Consider the following 15,338-nt stretch of genomic DNA (forward strand, 5'->3'; position numbering starts at 1 on the left):
ATTCTGAAGACTGCACTTCATTATTCTCGAATTTTCAGTGGTTAAAAATGCTATATATTCCATGTCAAATTGACTTACTTTCTGAGAATGCTTTATACTAAATTACAAGTAAACTATGAAACTCAATGCTTGTAAAATATATATGATACAACAAAAATATATATTTTTTATGCTAAAACTAAAAAACACACCTTCATAATTGGTGTGTTTTTATATGTAACAACTTTCGAAGGAGGATTATAAATTTTTATGAGCATAAAGCCGAACAATAAGATTTTCTCAAAGAAAACTATAATGATTATTCCGATATTATTATTGTGTGCTTTTGCTTTTCATTATTTCTTTTTAACATCTAATCAAATCTTTTCTGGTACAGGTGATGCATTAAGCCAATTTGGTTTCTTTACATTTCTCCTGCAACATGCCTTTAAAGATGGTAATCTTTTTTGGTCTTTTGATTATGGATTAGGTGGAGATTTATTTGGAGAGTTTAGTTATTATTACAGTACAGCGCCGTTCTTCTGGATTACGCTGTTACTTCCTAAATTAAATATTGAACAAATCTATGATATGAAATTATACATGAGTATTTTAAAAAACTTTTTAGCTATGTTATTCATGTATGGTTCTTTACGTTATCATAATAAAACAATCTTCTCATCTTTTATTGCTGCTATTATGTATGGTGGATGTATTACTTTTATGCGCCATTCATTACTTTGGGATTTCATGGCTGATGCCATCGTATTTTTACCATTAGTAATATGGGGACTTGATAAATATATTATAGAAAAGAAACGTGGACTTTTCTTAGTAGCTGCTACTTTAATGTTAGCATCGAACTTTTATTTTGCTTTTATCACAAGTATTTTCATTTTCATTTACGCATTTTTCCAATACTTTGCCACACAGCAAAATAAAACAATCGTCTCTTTTCTAGCCTATTATATTAAAATTGGATTATTATACGGTCTATCACTTGGCTTGGCTGCAGTTTGCTTTATTCCATCAGTCAATGCGGTATTTAGTGCGGATCGGTTAACGAAGAAATTTGATATACCTTTATTCTTTGAAGATACATTTTATAAAGATCTAATGGAAACTATCTTCTTCGTATATGATGCTGAAAATCATCAATTAGCTTTACCAGCTTTAATTTTATTCCTAATCATATTTGGAATGTTTATACGTGATAAACTTGTTAAAAATAAAGTATTCTTTACATTTTTCATGTTCATTCTGTTTATGCTTCCGTATACATACTCTGTATTTAATGGTTTCTCAGCAATGCAATATAGATGGCTTTATTTATTTGTATTTGTAATTGCTCAAACTATAGCATACATCTTAGATTGGATGATTGTTCATAAGAAAGAACATAAATTACCTTATATAATGAGTTCATTAGTATCAATAGGATTATTCATTTATGCATTTTATAGAAAAGTAAATATAAATGTAAGTGATAAACCTTTACAGGTAGTTGACAATATTTTAATCGGAACTATCGTTCTTTCTCTCATTACAGTATGTTTATGGCGTTATCTTTCTAAACCTTTCATACAATTTTTAGTTGTAGTGAACGTACTCGTTAGTACAATTTCCATGAATTACATGTATGCTAATAATATACTTAGTACCGCTTTCGGACAAAGCAATGCTACAAAAGAAGCTTTACATGTATCTGGCTATGATAACAAAGATGAGATTGCTGCCATTCGTTATATACAAGAATATGATAAAGACTTTTATCGTATTCTTAACCCAGGTAGCGCCCATAACACACCAATGTTACAAGGTTATCATGGTACAAGTACGTACCAAAGCTTGATTAATTATTATGTTCATGACTTTATGAAAAATAAATACAACGTATTCCAAGGGTTCGACACTCCTTCGATGTTCTTCCAAGTTGATAGTCGACTACTACTTGAAAATATGTTAGGTGTAAAATATCGTGTACTAAGCGCTGATACAGATCAAAAAAATATCCCATATGGATATAAACTATTAAAACAAGTAGGACCATATAATATTTACAAAAATGACTATGCTTTACCGTTAGGGTATGTATATGATTCTAGTATAAGTGAAGAAGAATTTTCTAAATTAAACTTCGCTCAGCGTGACCAATTATTATTACATGCTGTAGTCGTTAATAATGGAAAAGACTTTTCATTAACTCATTTTGATAAAAAGAACCTTAATTCAAAAGCGGTATCTATCAATATGGAAAAAGTACAACTAGAAAATATGGAAAAAGAGAATAATAAACTCATTGTCCACGGCAATGGAAATATGATTGTACCTATAAATTATCCTAATACTCCTGGAGATTTAATTGTAGAATTAAAGATAAAAAATAAAGGTTCATTCCATGCAGTAGTTAACGGGAAAGATATGGGGAAAGGTGAAGACACTGGTGCATACTCATATCCTTTAGAAAGATTTGTTTATAATTTAGGTAAAGACGATCGCCCAGACCAACTAACTATTTCTATTGATGCGCCAGGTGAATACGAACTTGAAGACTTACAAGCAAATATCGTAAATTACGAAGGTGTACAAAAAGAAACAAAAAAACTAACTGAAAATAGACTTCAAAATATTTATTATAAAAACAACTATTTAAAAGGTGAAATCAACTCAAAAAAAGATGGATTACTATATTTATCTGTTCCATATAGTAAAGGTTGGACTATAAAAGTTGATGGAAAAGAAACAGAATTCATGAAAGCAAATTCTGCCTTTATTGGCGTACCAATTACAAAAGGAGCACATGTAATCGAAATGACTTATGTTACACCTTACTTTAAATTAGGTATGATTATATCAATTATTTCACTAATTATTTGTGTAGCCTTACTAGTTTTTACAAATCAAAAAGGACGCCGAAAATTGCCTTTTAAAAAGCAGCAATGAGCACTCAATAAATCATGAAGCTATCCAAAGCGGATAGCTTCATAAAAAATATTAAATAACGTTTTAACCATTATAAACAAGGAGGGTCAAAAATGACTCTTTCAATAGTCGTACCATGCTACAATGAAGAAAAGATGCTTCGAGCCTTTTATTCAGAGACTTCTCTAGAAATTCATAAATTAACTACCGATTATGAATTTGTTTTTGTAAATGATGGTAGTAAAGATGATACATTAAATATTCTACGTGATTTGGCAAATTCAGATGCAGCTGTTCATTATATATCATTTAGTCGGAATTTCGGCAAAGAAGCCGCTATGTTAGCTGGTTTAAAATACGCTACAGGTGATGCAGTTGTTATTATGGACGCCGATTTGCAACATCCTCCTACACTAATAAAAGAAATGTTAGAAGGATATAACGAAGGTTACGACCAAGTTATTGCAAAAAGAACAAGAACAGGTGATTCACCCGTTCGCTCTTTCGTTTCTCGTCTATACTATAAAGTGATGAATAAGTTTGTAGATATTGAACTAGTAGACGGCATTGGAGATTTTAGACTTTTAAGTAGAAGAGCTGTTGATTCTCTATTATCTTTAAGCGAATACAATCGCTTCTCAAAAGGTTTATTCTCCTGGATTGGATTTAATGAACTAATTATTGGATATGAAAATGTATTACGTTCTGATGGAGAAAGTAAGTGGACTTTTTCTAAATTGTTAAATTACGGAATAGATGGTGTTATCTCATTCAATAATAAACCATTAAGACTATCTATATATCTTGGATTATTAACAACTATTTTAGGGATTTTATACGTAATTACTACATTTATTCAAATTATTGTTGGTGGTGTTGAAGTCCCAGGATACTTCACTTTAATTTCCGCTATATTATTTATTGGTGGTATTCAACTCATTTTCCTAGGTGTTATGGGTGAATACATCGGTCGCATTTATTATGAAACAAAACGTAGACCACATTTTATTGTAGCTGAAAAGAAAGTTAGTGAAGTCAAACAAAAAGCATAATAAAAAAGTTACTTCTACCTACAGAAGTAACTTTTTTTATACTAATATTTACACACCTTTATGTTGCATAGATATAATCGTTTCTTTTAGCCCATTATAATAAGAAGTTTTTGGTATATTCCCAATATACCTCTCATATTTCTCTCCGCTTAATACAACAGGATTTTCTGTCAAATATAGCATTTCCACAAATTCTTTCATCTGCTTATCAAATAGTCCCATTAAATTTATCATACCTTTTTTTACTGTCATTACTGGTTTTGTATATCCCGTTAATTCTTGTATATGTTGAATCATCTCTTCACCTGTAATGACACCATAACCCGGTATGTTCCAATTTTGTCCATAGGCCTCATCACGTAAAGCTAATTCAACCATTGCTTTTGCACCGTCTGGTGTGAAAATATATTCACGAGCAATCTTTTTATCTCCAACAAAGCTTGATAACTTATTTGCAAGTACACCTTTTAAAGTATGATGAACAAGCGTACTTTCTGCATTTGGACCATAAAAATCAGGAAAATGTGCAATAAACATTTGTACACGAGCCTGTTTTGCCATCATTTCTAGCTGTAACCGAATTTTCCCTTTCTTCGTATGTGGTGCCTTTTTAACTTCTTCCACTACAAGTTCTTCCCCTTGCCTCCCATACGCATAAATATTATCAACTATCCCTAACTTACTGTCGTAATACATTGCTACTTCTAATATATTTTTTAATAATTTTGGTTGCTTCTTCTCCCAATCTGAATATGGAATGTTTACAGCATGAAATATAATATCAACGCCTTTCGCGGCTTCCATTATATCCTCCTGTATAAATACATCTCCCGCTACAACTTTCACATTTTCTTCTCCAGAAAATAATATCTCTAATTTCTCTTTATTCCTCGCAAAGGCCACTACATGAATTCCTCTGCTACATAATTCTTTTACAATTGCATACCCCATTGATCCAGATGCTCCTAGCACTAAAGCTTTTTTCATTATATATCCCCCCTAAATTAATTAACCGCTGTTCAATTAATATTAAAAAGAAAATCACTTACATAAGAAGTGATTTTGAAATAAACTCCACGTGTACTTTAGCTAATCCTTTTACTTCTTCAAATGTTTGATCATTCCCACAATAGTGTGCCACAAACCCATGTAATGATAGAAAAACAGACCATATTGTCATTACATTTACCTTCTCATTACACAAAGAAGATACAACAGTAGCAAATTTTTCGTAACTAACATTTGGGCCATCTGCTAAACATTCTTTTAACTCATCATCTCTAATTAAAAACATGATTTCATAATGACTTTGATTTTGCAAACCAAATTCAATAAAACCAAATAAAACAGCTTTCAATTGTTCCTCTTGTGGTAAATTTTGATCATTAATCTCATCTAATTTTTGATTTAGCAATTGAAAATCTTGCTCTACCATCGCATAGAAAAGCTCTGCTTTATTTTTAAAATGATAATAGATGGCACCATGGCTATATCCTAGTTCTGTTGCAATTTTACGCATTGAAGTATGCTGATAACCTAATTTTATAAATAAGTCTCTTGCTACATTCATAATCATTTCTCTCGTTAATTCTTGTTTAACTGCCCTTCTTGGCGACATTTTTCATACCTCACAATTTAATTGACCACTGTTCAATTAACATTATAACCTTTTCCCAAAAAAATACAATTAGTTTCTTACAAAAAGATACATTTTGAAAGGATAGCATTATACTCAATAATTTAGTATCATGATTCAAGGTACTATTTCAAGTTGGACGGAGGATACTATGAGCTTATTAACAGTAGAAAAACTAGGCCATACATTTGGCGATCGCACATTATTTAAAGATGTATCCATGCGTTTACTAGCAGGAGAACATGTCGGATTAGTCGGTGCAAACGGTGTTGGTAAATCAACATTTATGAATATTATTACTGGTCAACTTATCCATGATGAAGGCCGTGTAGAATGGACACCTGGTACAAATTACAGTTACTTAGACCAGCATACAATTTTAACACCTGGTCGCACAATTCGTGATGTATTAGCTGACGCGTTTTTACCTTTATTTGAAAAAGAAAAAGCTTTAAATGAAGTTGCAGAAAAAATGGGAACGGCAACACCGGAAGAATTAGAGGACCTTCTTGAGCAGATGGCAGAAATCCAAGATGCTCTCGAAGCAGGTGGTTTCTATTTACTAGATATGAAAATCGAAGAGGCAGCAAGAGGTCTTGGAATTGATGCAATCGGTTTAGATCGTGATGTTTCAGCACTAAGTGGTGGACAACGTACAAAAGTATTACTTGCAAAGCTATTACTTGAGCAACCAGAAGTGTTATTACTCGATGAGCCTACTAACTATTTAGACGTTGAACATATTCATTGGTTAACTAATTATTTAAAAGAATATCCACATGCATTCTTATTAATTTCTCATGATACGGAATTTATGAACAAATGCGTTGATGTTATTTTCCATCTAGAATTTACAAAAATGACGCGCTATACAGCGACATACGAAAAATTCCTAGAGTTAGCCGAAATTAATAAAAATCAACATATAAATGCTTATGAAAAACAGAAAGAGTTTATTAAAAAGCAGGAAGACTTTATTGCAAAGAACAAAGCTCGTTATTCAACGACAGGTCGTGCAAAAAGTCGTCAAAAACAACTTGATCGCATGGAGCGTATTGATCGTCCTGAAACAGCAATTAAGCCAGAGTTCTCATTTAAAGAGTGTCGTGCAAGTAGCCGTTTCGTCTTTGAAGGTGAAGATGTAGAAATCGGATATACACATCCGTTATTACCAAAACTAACAATGACAATTGAACGCGGTGAAAAAATTGCCATCGTTGGTTGTAATGGTGTTGGTAAATCAACATTACTAAAAACGATTTTAGGAAAAATTAAACCTTTAAGCGGTAAAACAAGTCTTGGTGACTTCTTAGAGCCTGCATACTTCGAGCAAGAAGTAAAAGCTGATAATATAACACCAATTGATGACGTTTGGAACACATTCCCTAGCATGGACCAACATCAAGTTCGTGCAATGTTAGCGAAATGCGGATTAAAAAATGAGCATATCTCTCGCCCGCTAAATCAATTAAGTGGTGGCGAACAAGCAAAAGTTCGTTTATGTAAGTTAATGGGTGAAGAAAGTAACTGGATCCTATTTGATGAGCCAACAAACCATCTTGATGTTACAGCAAAGGAAGAACTTCAAAAAGCTCTGAAGGCATATAAAGGGACAATCCTTCTTGTATGTCACGAACCAGAATTTTATGAAGGCTGGATTACAAAAACTTGGAATGTTGAAGAATGGTCACAAAATAATTCTTAATTATAATAGAAAATCCTTGCGTTCTATATGCAAGGATTTTTTATATTATAGTATGCCGTAAGCCTCAATCGAAACTCATTTAAACTAGGATATACCGCTAAATTAGCAAGCATACCTCTAATGACTGGAATTCTTGGATTTTGCAATCTCATTTCTGCTTCTAAAACATCTAAAGTTACAAGTAACTCATCATTTTCTAATTGATCAGCTAATGTTCGTTTAAATACAATAATTTCACTTAGAAAATGTTCCTTCACCTGTTCCTTAATAAGCTCGGAACTACAAAGAAATTCTCCTAGTCTCTCTTCATGTAGGACAGGTTCCTCCGAAGATTCTAGAAGCCCCTCTACTAAATTGTCTATCCTTTTTAAAATAAAAGCTGAGACATAGGACAAATCAATTTCTGGTGCATTTAAAATAATTAATTCTAAATACCCACGGCATATCCCTTCCACCATAATTACTAGATCTAACAAGTATGGAATAACCTTTTCACCATAAATGAACAGTAAGCTATTCCGATAAAATGCATGAGACTCTAATTTCATCCTCATCATAAACTCTTCTACTTCTTTATTAAACGGAATTGCATTTTCTCTTGCATGCATAATAATAAATTCTTTATGTTTTTGCACATCAGTAAACTGACAATATAATTGTTTTTCAAATTTTTCACGTGGTAATAAAGATTCTTTTTCAATATCCAGCATTTTCTTCTGAATCTTGTCATAATAATATCGAAGTGTGGCCAATAATAACTCGTCTTTTGATTTGAAATATAAATAAAAAGCTCCTTTTGATATACCACATGCGGTTACGATTTCTTGTACTGACGTTGCATTTACACCCTTAGTTGCAAATAACCTCATAGCCATCTCTATAATTAAGCGCTCTTTTTCTTTCATATTCTCTCTCCTAAATTTAATCTCGCATCTTATGTAAATTCAAACTTGATTTTATTCCACATTAACTGAAAATAAAACTCCCCATCTAAAATTTAATGGAGTAAATGGTTTATATAGAAGCCTTTCCATCTATAAAATCCGGTTAGTAAAAGCCAATGATCAGAAAAAGAATAGGAAACCGACTACTTACAGTTTGATTTTATTATACCATCTCTTTTCATTGACGACTGACCAATCGGTCAGTTATATTATGTATTAGACTGACCGATTGGTCAATATAATAAAAAGGGAGCGCAAACATGAACAAAATCATCAATTTCACGTTAAAAAATAAGTTCGCAGTTTGGCTACTAACCATTATTGTTACTATTGCGGGTATTTATTCTGGACTCAATATGAAGCTGGAAACAATTCCTGATATTACAACACCGATTGTAACAGTAACCACGGTTTATCCTGGTGCTACACCAGAAGAAGTAGCTGATAAAATTTCAAAACCAATGGAAGAGCAACTCCAAAATTTAAGCGGTGTAAACGTTGTTAGTTCATCATCTTATCAAAACGCATCTTCTATTCAGGTAGAATATGATTTTGATAAAAATATGGAAAAAGCCGAAACGGAAATTAAAGAATCGCTCGCAAACGTGAAACTGCCAGAAGGTGTGAAAGACCCGAAAGTCTCACGAGTAAACTTTAATGCCTTTCCTGTTATTTCATTAAGCGTAGCGAGTAAAAATGAATCTTTAGCTGCCTTAACAGAAAATGTAGAAAAAAATGTTGTTCCTGGATTAAAAGGACTTGATGGTGTCGCATCTGTTCAAATCGCAGGTCAACAAGTAGACGAAGTACAGCTTGTCTTCAAAAAAGATAAGATGAAAGAATTAGGTTTAAGTGAAGATACTGTAAAAAATATGGTTAAAGGTTCGGACGTATCGTTACCACTTGGCTTATATACATTTAAAGATACGGAAAAATCAGTTGTTGTCGATGGTAACATTACAACAATTAAAGCATTAAAAGAATTAAAAATTCCAGCTATCCCTTCATCACCGAATGGTCAAGGTAGCCAAAACGCTGGTGCTGGAACACAAGCACCACAGATGAATCCGGCCGCTATGAATGGCATACCAACGGTTACATTAGAAGAGATTGCTGATATTAAAGAAGTTGGAAAAGCGGAATCCATTTCTCGAACGAATGGAAAAGAAGCAATCGGTATTCAAATTGTGAAGGCTGCTGATGCGAATACAGTTGATGTTGTAAATGCAGTTAAAGATAAAGTAAAAGACCTTGAGAAAAAATATAAAGACTTAGAGATTATTTCAACATTCGATCAAGGTGCGCCTATTGAAAAATCAGTCGAAACAATGCTTAGCAAAGCTATTTTCGGTGCTATCTTTGCGATTGTTATTATTATGTTGTTCCTGCGAAACATTCGAACAACACTAATCTCTGTCGTTTCTATACCACTTTCTTTATTAATTGCAGTTTTAGTAATAAAACAAATGGATATTACCCTTAACATTATGACACTTGGAGCAATGACAGTTGCTATTGGACGCGTTGTTGATGACTCAATTGTTGTTATTGAAAATATTTACCGACGTATGTCTTTATCAGAAGAGAAATTACGTGGGAAAGATTTAATTCGTGAAGCTACGAAAGAAATGTTTATCCCGATTATGTCTTCTACAATTGTAACAATCGCTGTATTCTTACCTCTTGGGCTTGTAAAGGGTATGATTGGTGAAATGTTCTTACCATTTGCTTTAACAATTGTTTTTGCCCTACTTGCTTCCTTACTTGTGGCAGTTACAATTGTGCCGATGCTAGCACATTCCTTATTTAAGAAGGAAAGCATGAGAGAAAAAGAAGTACATCATGAGGAAAAACCAAGCAAATTAGCAAACGGCTATAAACGTATACTTGAATGGGCGTTAAACCATAAAATTATTACATCAAGTATCACAGTCCTCCTATTAGTAGGCAGCCTTGCACTTGTACCAATCATCGGTGTCAGCTTCTTACCATCTGAAGAAGAAAAAATGATTATCGCAACGTACAAACCTGAGCCAGGTCAAACGTTAGACGACGTTGAAAAAATTGCAACGAAAGCTGAAAAGCATTTCCAAGATAAAAAAGACGTCAAAACGATTCAATTCTCATTAGGCGGCGAAAACCCAATGAGCCCTGGTCAAACAAATCAAGCGATGTTCTTCGTTCAATATGATAACGATACGAAAAACTTTGAAAAAGAGAAAGAACAAGTCGTTAAAGATTTACAAAAGATGTCTGGAAAAGGTGAATGGAAAAACCAAGATTTCGGAGCAGGTGGCGGTAGTAACGAAATTAAGCTATACGTTTATGGAGATAGCTCTGAAGAAATTAAGCCTGTCGTGAAAGACATTCAAAATATCATGAAGAAAAATAAAGATTTAAAAGACATAGACTCTAGTGTTGCAAAAACATATGCAGAATATACTTTAGTCGCTGATCAAGAAAAGTTAAGTAAAATGGGGCTAACTGCTGCTCAAATTGGAATGGGACTTTCTAATCAACATGATCGCCCTGTTCTTACAACAATTAAAAAAGATAATAAAGATATAAATGTATATGTAGAAACTGAAAAACAAAACTATGAAACGATCGATGACTTAACAAATCGTAAAATTACAACACCACTTGGTAATGAAGTTGCTGTTAAAGATGTTATGACTGTAAAAGAAGGTGAAACTTCTAACACAGTAACACATCGTGATGGCCGTGTTTATGCGGAAGTTAGTGCAAAACTAACATCTGATGACGTTTCAAAAGCATCTGCCGCTGTTCAAAAAGAAGTAGATAAAATGGATCTTCCTTCTGGTATAGATGTTTCTATGGGTGGTGTTACACAAGATATTCAAGAATCATTCAAACAACTTGGCTTAGCGATGTTAGCTGCGATTGCCATTGTATACTTCGTTCTTGTTGTTACATTTGGCGGTGCCCTTGCACCATTCGCAATTTTATTCTCGCTACCATTCACAATCATTGGTGCACTCGTTGCCTTATTAATCTCTGGCGAAACGTTAAGCGTATCTGCGATGATTGGGGCTCTTATGCTAATTGGTATCGTTGTAACGAACGCAATCGTGCTCATTGACCGTGTTATTCATAAAGAAAATGACGGCCTATCAACACGTGAAGCATTATTAGAAGCTGGTACAACACGCCTGCGTCCTATCTTAATGACTGCAATTGCAACAATCGGGGCTCTTATCCCGCTTGCATTAGGATTTGAAGGTAGCGGCTTAATTTCTAAAGGACTTGGCGTAACAGTAATTGGTGGATTAACAAGTTCAACGTTATTAACACTTCTTATTGTTCCAATCGTTTATGAAGCATTAAGCAAATTTAAAAAGAAAAAAGTAAAATAAAAAAATAACCTCGCTGACTGCGAGGTTATTTTTTATTCCCAAACAAGATTAGGAAATCACCATATCCTTCTTTTTCTAAATCTTCTTTTTGAATAAAGCGTAGCGCTGCCGAATTAATACAATAACGAAGGCCGTTTTGTCCTGGGCCGTCTGGAAATACATGCCCAAGATGTGAATCTCCTTCTTTACTTCTCACTTCCGTACGCGTCATATTATGGCTAACATCCATTTTTTCTTTCACACTAGCTGACATAACTGGTTTCGTAAAACTCGGCCATCCACAGCCGCTATCGAACTTATCGAAAGAAGTAAATAATGGTTCCCCCGAAACAATATCTACATAAAGCCCTTCTTCTTTATGATTCCAATACTCATTTTGAAAAGGCGGTTCTGTCCCATTTTCCTGTGTTACATAAAACTGCATCTCGTTTAATCTTTCTTTTAAATGAGCATTATTCTTTGGCCAATGTTGTTTAATAAAAGCATCTCGACCTGAGCCTTTACGATATAACTCATAGCGAAATGTATTCTTCTTATAATATCCTTGGTGATATTCTTCAGCTGGATAAAACGTAGCAGCTGGCAATATTTTTGTCGCAATTGGCTTCGAAAAATTCCCACTTTTCTCGAGCTCTTCTTTTGAAGCCTCTGCCTTTTTATGTTGTTCTTCATTATGATAAAAAATCACCGTTTCATAAGACTGTCCACGGTCGTGGAATTGTCCCCCTATATCAGTCGGGTCAATTTGTCTCCAATATATATTTAACAACTCTTCATACGGCATTTTATTTGCATCAAATGTAATTTGTACTGCTTCATAATGCCCAGTTGTTTCCGAGCACACTTCTTTATACGTTGGATCCTCTTTATGGCCACCTGTATAGCCTGAAACAACCTGTATAATCCCTTCCATCTCTTCAAATGGCGAAACCATACACCAGAAACACCCTCCGGCAAACGTAGCTAACTCTATCTTTTCATTTACAGCCATTATTTCACCCCTATTCTATCTTCTCCTTACAGTATGGCATAAGGAACGTCATGTTATAAAAGAAAAAGCATCGAACATCGATGCTTTTTCTTTACTTCACTTTATTTTTTTCCAACGTCCTTCTCCATTTCATCACTTGTCACATCTAAGACATCTAATAAGAAAATAAAGATTGGAATACCGATAATAAGTCCCCACACACCTAAGAAATGCTCAGAGAAAATTAATATCATAAATGTGTAGAAGATTGGTAAGTTTGTTTTTTGAGACATAAACTTCGGATTTAATACATAACTCTCAAGTGCATGAATTACTGTTACGATAACTACAATATAAACGACATACATAATACCGCCAATATTGTAAGCAATCATACAGAGTGGGAATAACGAGATAATAACACCCGCCACTGGAATTAAACCAAGCAAGAAAATCATTAACGCTAAACCTAGTAATTGCGGGAATCCTAATATCCATAATGCAATAACAGATAAAACACAGTTAACAATTGCAATTAAAAATTGTGCTTCGATTACTTTTCCAAATGAACGTGCAAATTTCTTTCCGAAATACTCTATTTCGTTATAGAAAATTGCAAGTCGGCTTTCTTTAAATTTTGAAGTAAAAGCAACGATACGTGCTTTTTCAAGTAAGAAAAATAAGCTTAAAATTACAGAAAGTAAAACTTGAAGGCCAAATTTCCCAACATTCGTAATAGATTTATACAAAATGTCTACGCCTTGCCCCACATATTTAGAAAGCTCCATATGATTAACAGCATTAACTGCATACTTAATTAATTCACTATCAGGTGGATTTCTTAAAAATACATTAAATTGATAAATCAATTGTGAAATTTGTATTGTTAATACCGGTAAATATTTAAATAGCGTAATGGCAATTCCTGCCACTAACATTACATATAAAAGCGCTATAATAATTTTTCGATTAATTGGCATGAAATGATCTAATTTACGAGAAATAAACTTTTGGAATCGATCCATTAAATACGTCAACATAAACGTAATTAAAATTAAATTTAACATACTTTGCATCCCATACAATATGAGAGCAAGTAATACTAATACGATTAACCTCTGAAATCCTTTGCTTTGAAACAGGTTTTTTATTTGCATAATCGACGAGTACTCTCTCCTGTCCTATAAAGTAAAACGTTAACAAGTAGATCTCTCTCTATTCTCTACTTATAATTATCCTTTAATATTAAAGCCATTGCGAGCAATTTATATTCAACCCTAACCACCCGTTAATTGTGCTATATATTATGTTACTTCTTATTTTACAATACAATGACCTATTTCAGAACGCATTATACGTAGTATTAATGAAGATTTAAGGAAACTTTTATCCTTCAATAGGTCTTACCACTACTGTAACATAAAAAGCAAGCTATCAGTAGAAATCCGTCCTACAAATAACTTGCTTTTATATTTTTTTTAGTAAGTTTTATCATCCAATAAACGGCATGAACATTGGAATAACCACCACCGTTACGACACCAACCACTGTCACAGCGATACTGGCCATAGCTGCTTCTACTTCACCCATTTCGATACCTACTGCAACCCCTAACGCATGTCCTGCTGTTCCAAGCGCTAAACCTTTAGCAATCGGGTGTTTCACTCTAAATGTTTTTAAGAATAACGCACCTAATGCGTATACGATAACAGCATTAAAAATAACTGCAAATGATGTAATTGCTGGAATACCACCGATACTTTCGGATATTGGTAATGCAATTGCTGTTGTCGCTGCCTGTGGTAGCATTGAGTTCATTACAGCTGTATTTAAACCAATTGCTTTTGCGACAATGAACACCACAACCACTGAACAAATAGATCCAACCACGATAGCCGATAAAATTTGCCACCAATATTTTTTTAACTTATCAACTTGTTTATATAATGGAATTGCAAAGGCGATTGTTGCTGGCTCTAAGAAGAAACTAATCATCTTCCCGCCCGTATTATATTCCTCAAAGGTAAAGTTACCTACCTTTAAAAATACAATCCCTAATACCATCGCTACGAATAATGGTGTGAATAAGAAGAATCCTTTTGAATGCTTAAATAATAATGTTCCGATTCCGTATGCGATTAATGAAACGACGATTCCGAAATATGGAGTCATTGTGCTTGCCATGTTCATTCCCTCCTAACAATATATACTAAATTGGTTACGCAACTTTTCCGTGCTTGCGTCCTTTATTTACTACTTTCAATTCTTTCGTATCTTCTATTTCTTTATCGTCTTTTCCTAAAATAAATTGTGCAAATAATCCTGTTACAGCGAGTAAAATAATTGTTGCGACAACAATTACAGTTAAAATTTGTACAAAATATTGTCCCATTACACCGAGAGAATTAATAACCGAAATACCTGATGGAACGAAAAGGAATCCGATAATACCTGTTAAAGCCGTTCCGAATGATTCAACTTGTTCCAATTTAATAACTTTTAAACATAATAGGCTAAATAAAATAACTAATCCGATCACCGATGAAGGCATCGGAATTGGTAAATGCGTTGCAATAATATTAGAAACTAACATAATAGCTGAAAATATGAATGCTTGTGATAAGAAACTATATACTTTTTTCGTACTCATTTTGGCCACCTCTTTCGATTTGGTACCTTTATTGTATAAGATAAAAATAAAACTGTAAGCGTTTACATAACGGAACGTCAAATATACAAAATTAGTTACAAAA

At 33.4% G+C, this 15,338-nt stretch carries 11 protein-coding genes and 1 pseudogene; 4 read left to right on the plus strand and 8 right to left on the minus strand.

Annotation, left to right across the window (positions count from 1 at the left end):
* Positions 1-249: 249 nt before the first annotated feature.
* Both MKX37_RS26590 and MKX37_RS26595 read left to right on the plus strand, forming a co-directional pair.
* The gene (locus MKX37_RS26590) at positions 250-2,922 is read left to right on the plus strand and encodes a YfhO family protein (RefSeq protein WP_078421769.1); all 2,673 of its coding nucleotides are present in this window, start codon (positions 250-252) and stop codon (positions 2,920-2,922) included.
* Between the two features lie 92 nt (positions 2,923-3,014).
* Positions 3,015-3,953 (plus strand): glycosyltransferase family 2 protein, encoded by a 939-nt coding sequence (locus tag MKX37_RS26595; RefSeq protein ID WP_002130144.1) that lies wholly within the window; start codon positions 3,015-3,017, stop codon positions 3,951-3,953.
* A 48-nt stretch (positions 3,954-4,001) separates the two neighbouring features.
* Here MKX37_RS26595 and MKX37_RS26600 read toward each other — a convergent pair whose 3' ends face one another.
* Positions 4,002-4,940 carry an SDR family NAD(P)-dependent oxidoreductase gene (locus tag MKX37_RS26600; protein ID WP_078203727.1) on the minus strand — a complete coding sequence of 313 codons (939 nt, stop codon included), beginning with the start codon at positions 4,938-4,940 and terminating at the stop codon, positions 4,002-4,004.
* A 58-nt stretch (positions 4,941-4,998) separates the two neighbouring features.
* Positions 4,999-5,571: a TetR/AcrR family transcriptional regulator gene (locus MKX37_RS26605; RefSeq protein WP_002130146.1), complete on the minus strand. Its 573-nt coding sequence runs from the start codon at positions 5,569-5,571 to the stop codon at positions 4,999-5,001.
* A gap of 169 nt (positions 5,572-5,740) precedes the next feature.
* Between MKX37_RS26605 and MKX37_RS26610 the strand changes: the two genes are divergently transcribed.
* On the plus strand, positions 5,741-7,294 hold the full coding sequence (locus MKX37_RS26610; protein ID WP_002130147.1) for an ABC-F family ATP-binding cassette domain-containing protein: 1,554 nt from the start codon (positions 5,741-5,743) through the stop codon (positions 7,292-7,294).
* A gap of 23 nt (positions 7,295-7,317) precedes the next feature.
* On the opposite strand, the gene MKX37_RS26615 is transcribed toward MKX37_RS26610, so the two are convergent.
* Entirely contained in the window at positions 7,318-8,199 is an 882-nt protein-coding gene (locus MKX37_RS26615; protein ID WP_002167294.1) for a TetR/AcrR family transcriptional regulator, read from the minus strand.
* 299 nt (positions 8,200-8,498) lie between these two features.
* Here MKX37_RS26615 and MKX37_RS26620 point away from each other — a divergent pair, with 299 nt between their 5' ends.
* Positions 8,499-11,615 carry an efflux RND transporter permease subunit gene (locus MKX37_RS26620; protein WP_078421767.1) on the plus strand — a complete coding sequence of 1,039 codons (3,117 nt, stop codon included), beginning with the start codon at positions 8,499-8,501 and terminating at the stop codon, positions 11,613-11,615.
* A 25-nt stretch (positions 11,616-11,640) separates the two neighbouring features.
* On the opposite strand, the gene msrB is transcribed toward MKX37_RS26620, so the two are convergent.
* From msrB to lrgA, 5 genes and pseudogenes are all read right to left on the minus strand, one after another.
* Entirely contained in the window at positions 11,641-12,093 is a 453-nt protein-coding gene (gene msrB, locus MKX37_RS27525; RefSeq protein ID WP_370458379.1) for a peptide-methionine (R)-S-oxide reductase MsrB, read from the minus strand.
* Positions 12,094-12,138: 45 nt separating this feature from the next.
* Positions 12,139-12,606 (minus strand): annotated as a pseudogene (msrA, locus tag MKX37_RS27530) (peptide-methionine (S)-S-oxide reductase MsrA); the annotation flags it as partial.
* A gap of 101 nt (positions 12,607-12,707) precedes the next feature.
* The gene (locus MKX37_RS26630) at positions 12,708-13,742 is read right to left on the minus strand and encodes an AI-2E family transporter (protein ID WP_002016425.1); all 1,035 of its coding nucleotides are present in this window, start codon (positions 13,740-13,742) and stop codon (positions 12,708-12,710) included.
* Between the two features lie 334 nt (positions 13,743-14,076).
* Positions 14,077-14,769: an antiholin-like protein LrgB gene (gene lrgB / locus MKX37_RS26635; protein ID WP_063226005.1), complete on the minus strand. Its 693-nt coding sequence runs from the start codon at positions 14,767-14,769 to the stop codon at positions 14,077-14,079.
* Between the two features lie 34 nt (positions 14,770-14,803).
* A complete protein-coding gene (gene lrgA, locus MKX37_RS26640) occupies positions 14,804-15,235 on the minus strand; it encodes an antiholin-like murein hydrolase modulator LrgA (RefSeq protein WP_002068680.1) in 432 nt (143 codons plus the stop codon).
* Between the last annotated feature and the right edge of the window lie 103 nt (positions 15,236-15,338).

Source organism: Bacillus sp. FSL R5-0709, assembly GCF_038004785.1.
In the GTDB taxonomy this organism is placed as follows: Bacteria; Bacillota; Bacilli; order Bacillales; family Bacillaceae_G; genus Bacillus_A; species Bacillus_A mycoides.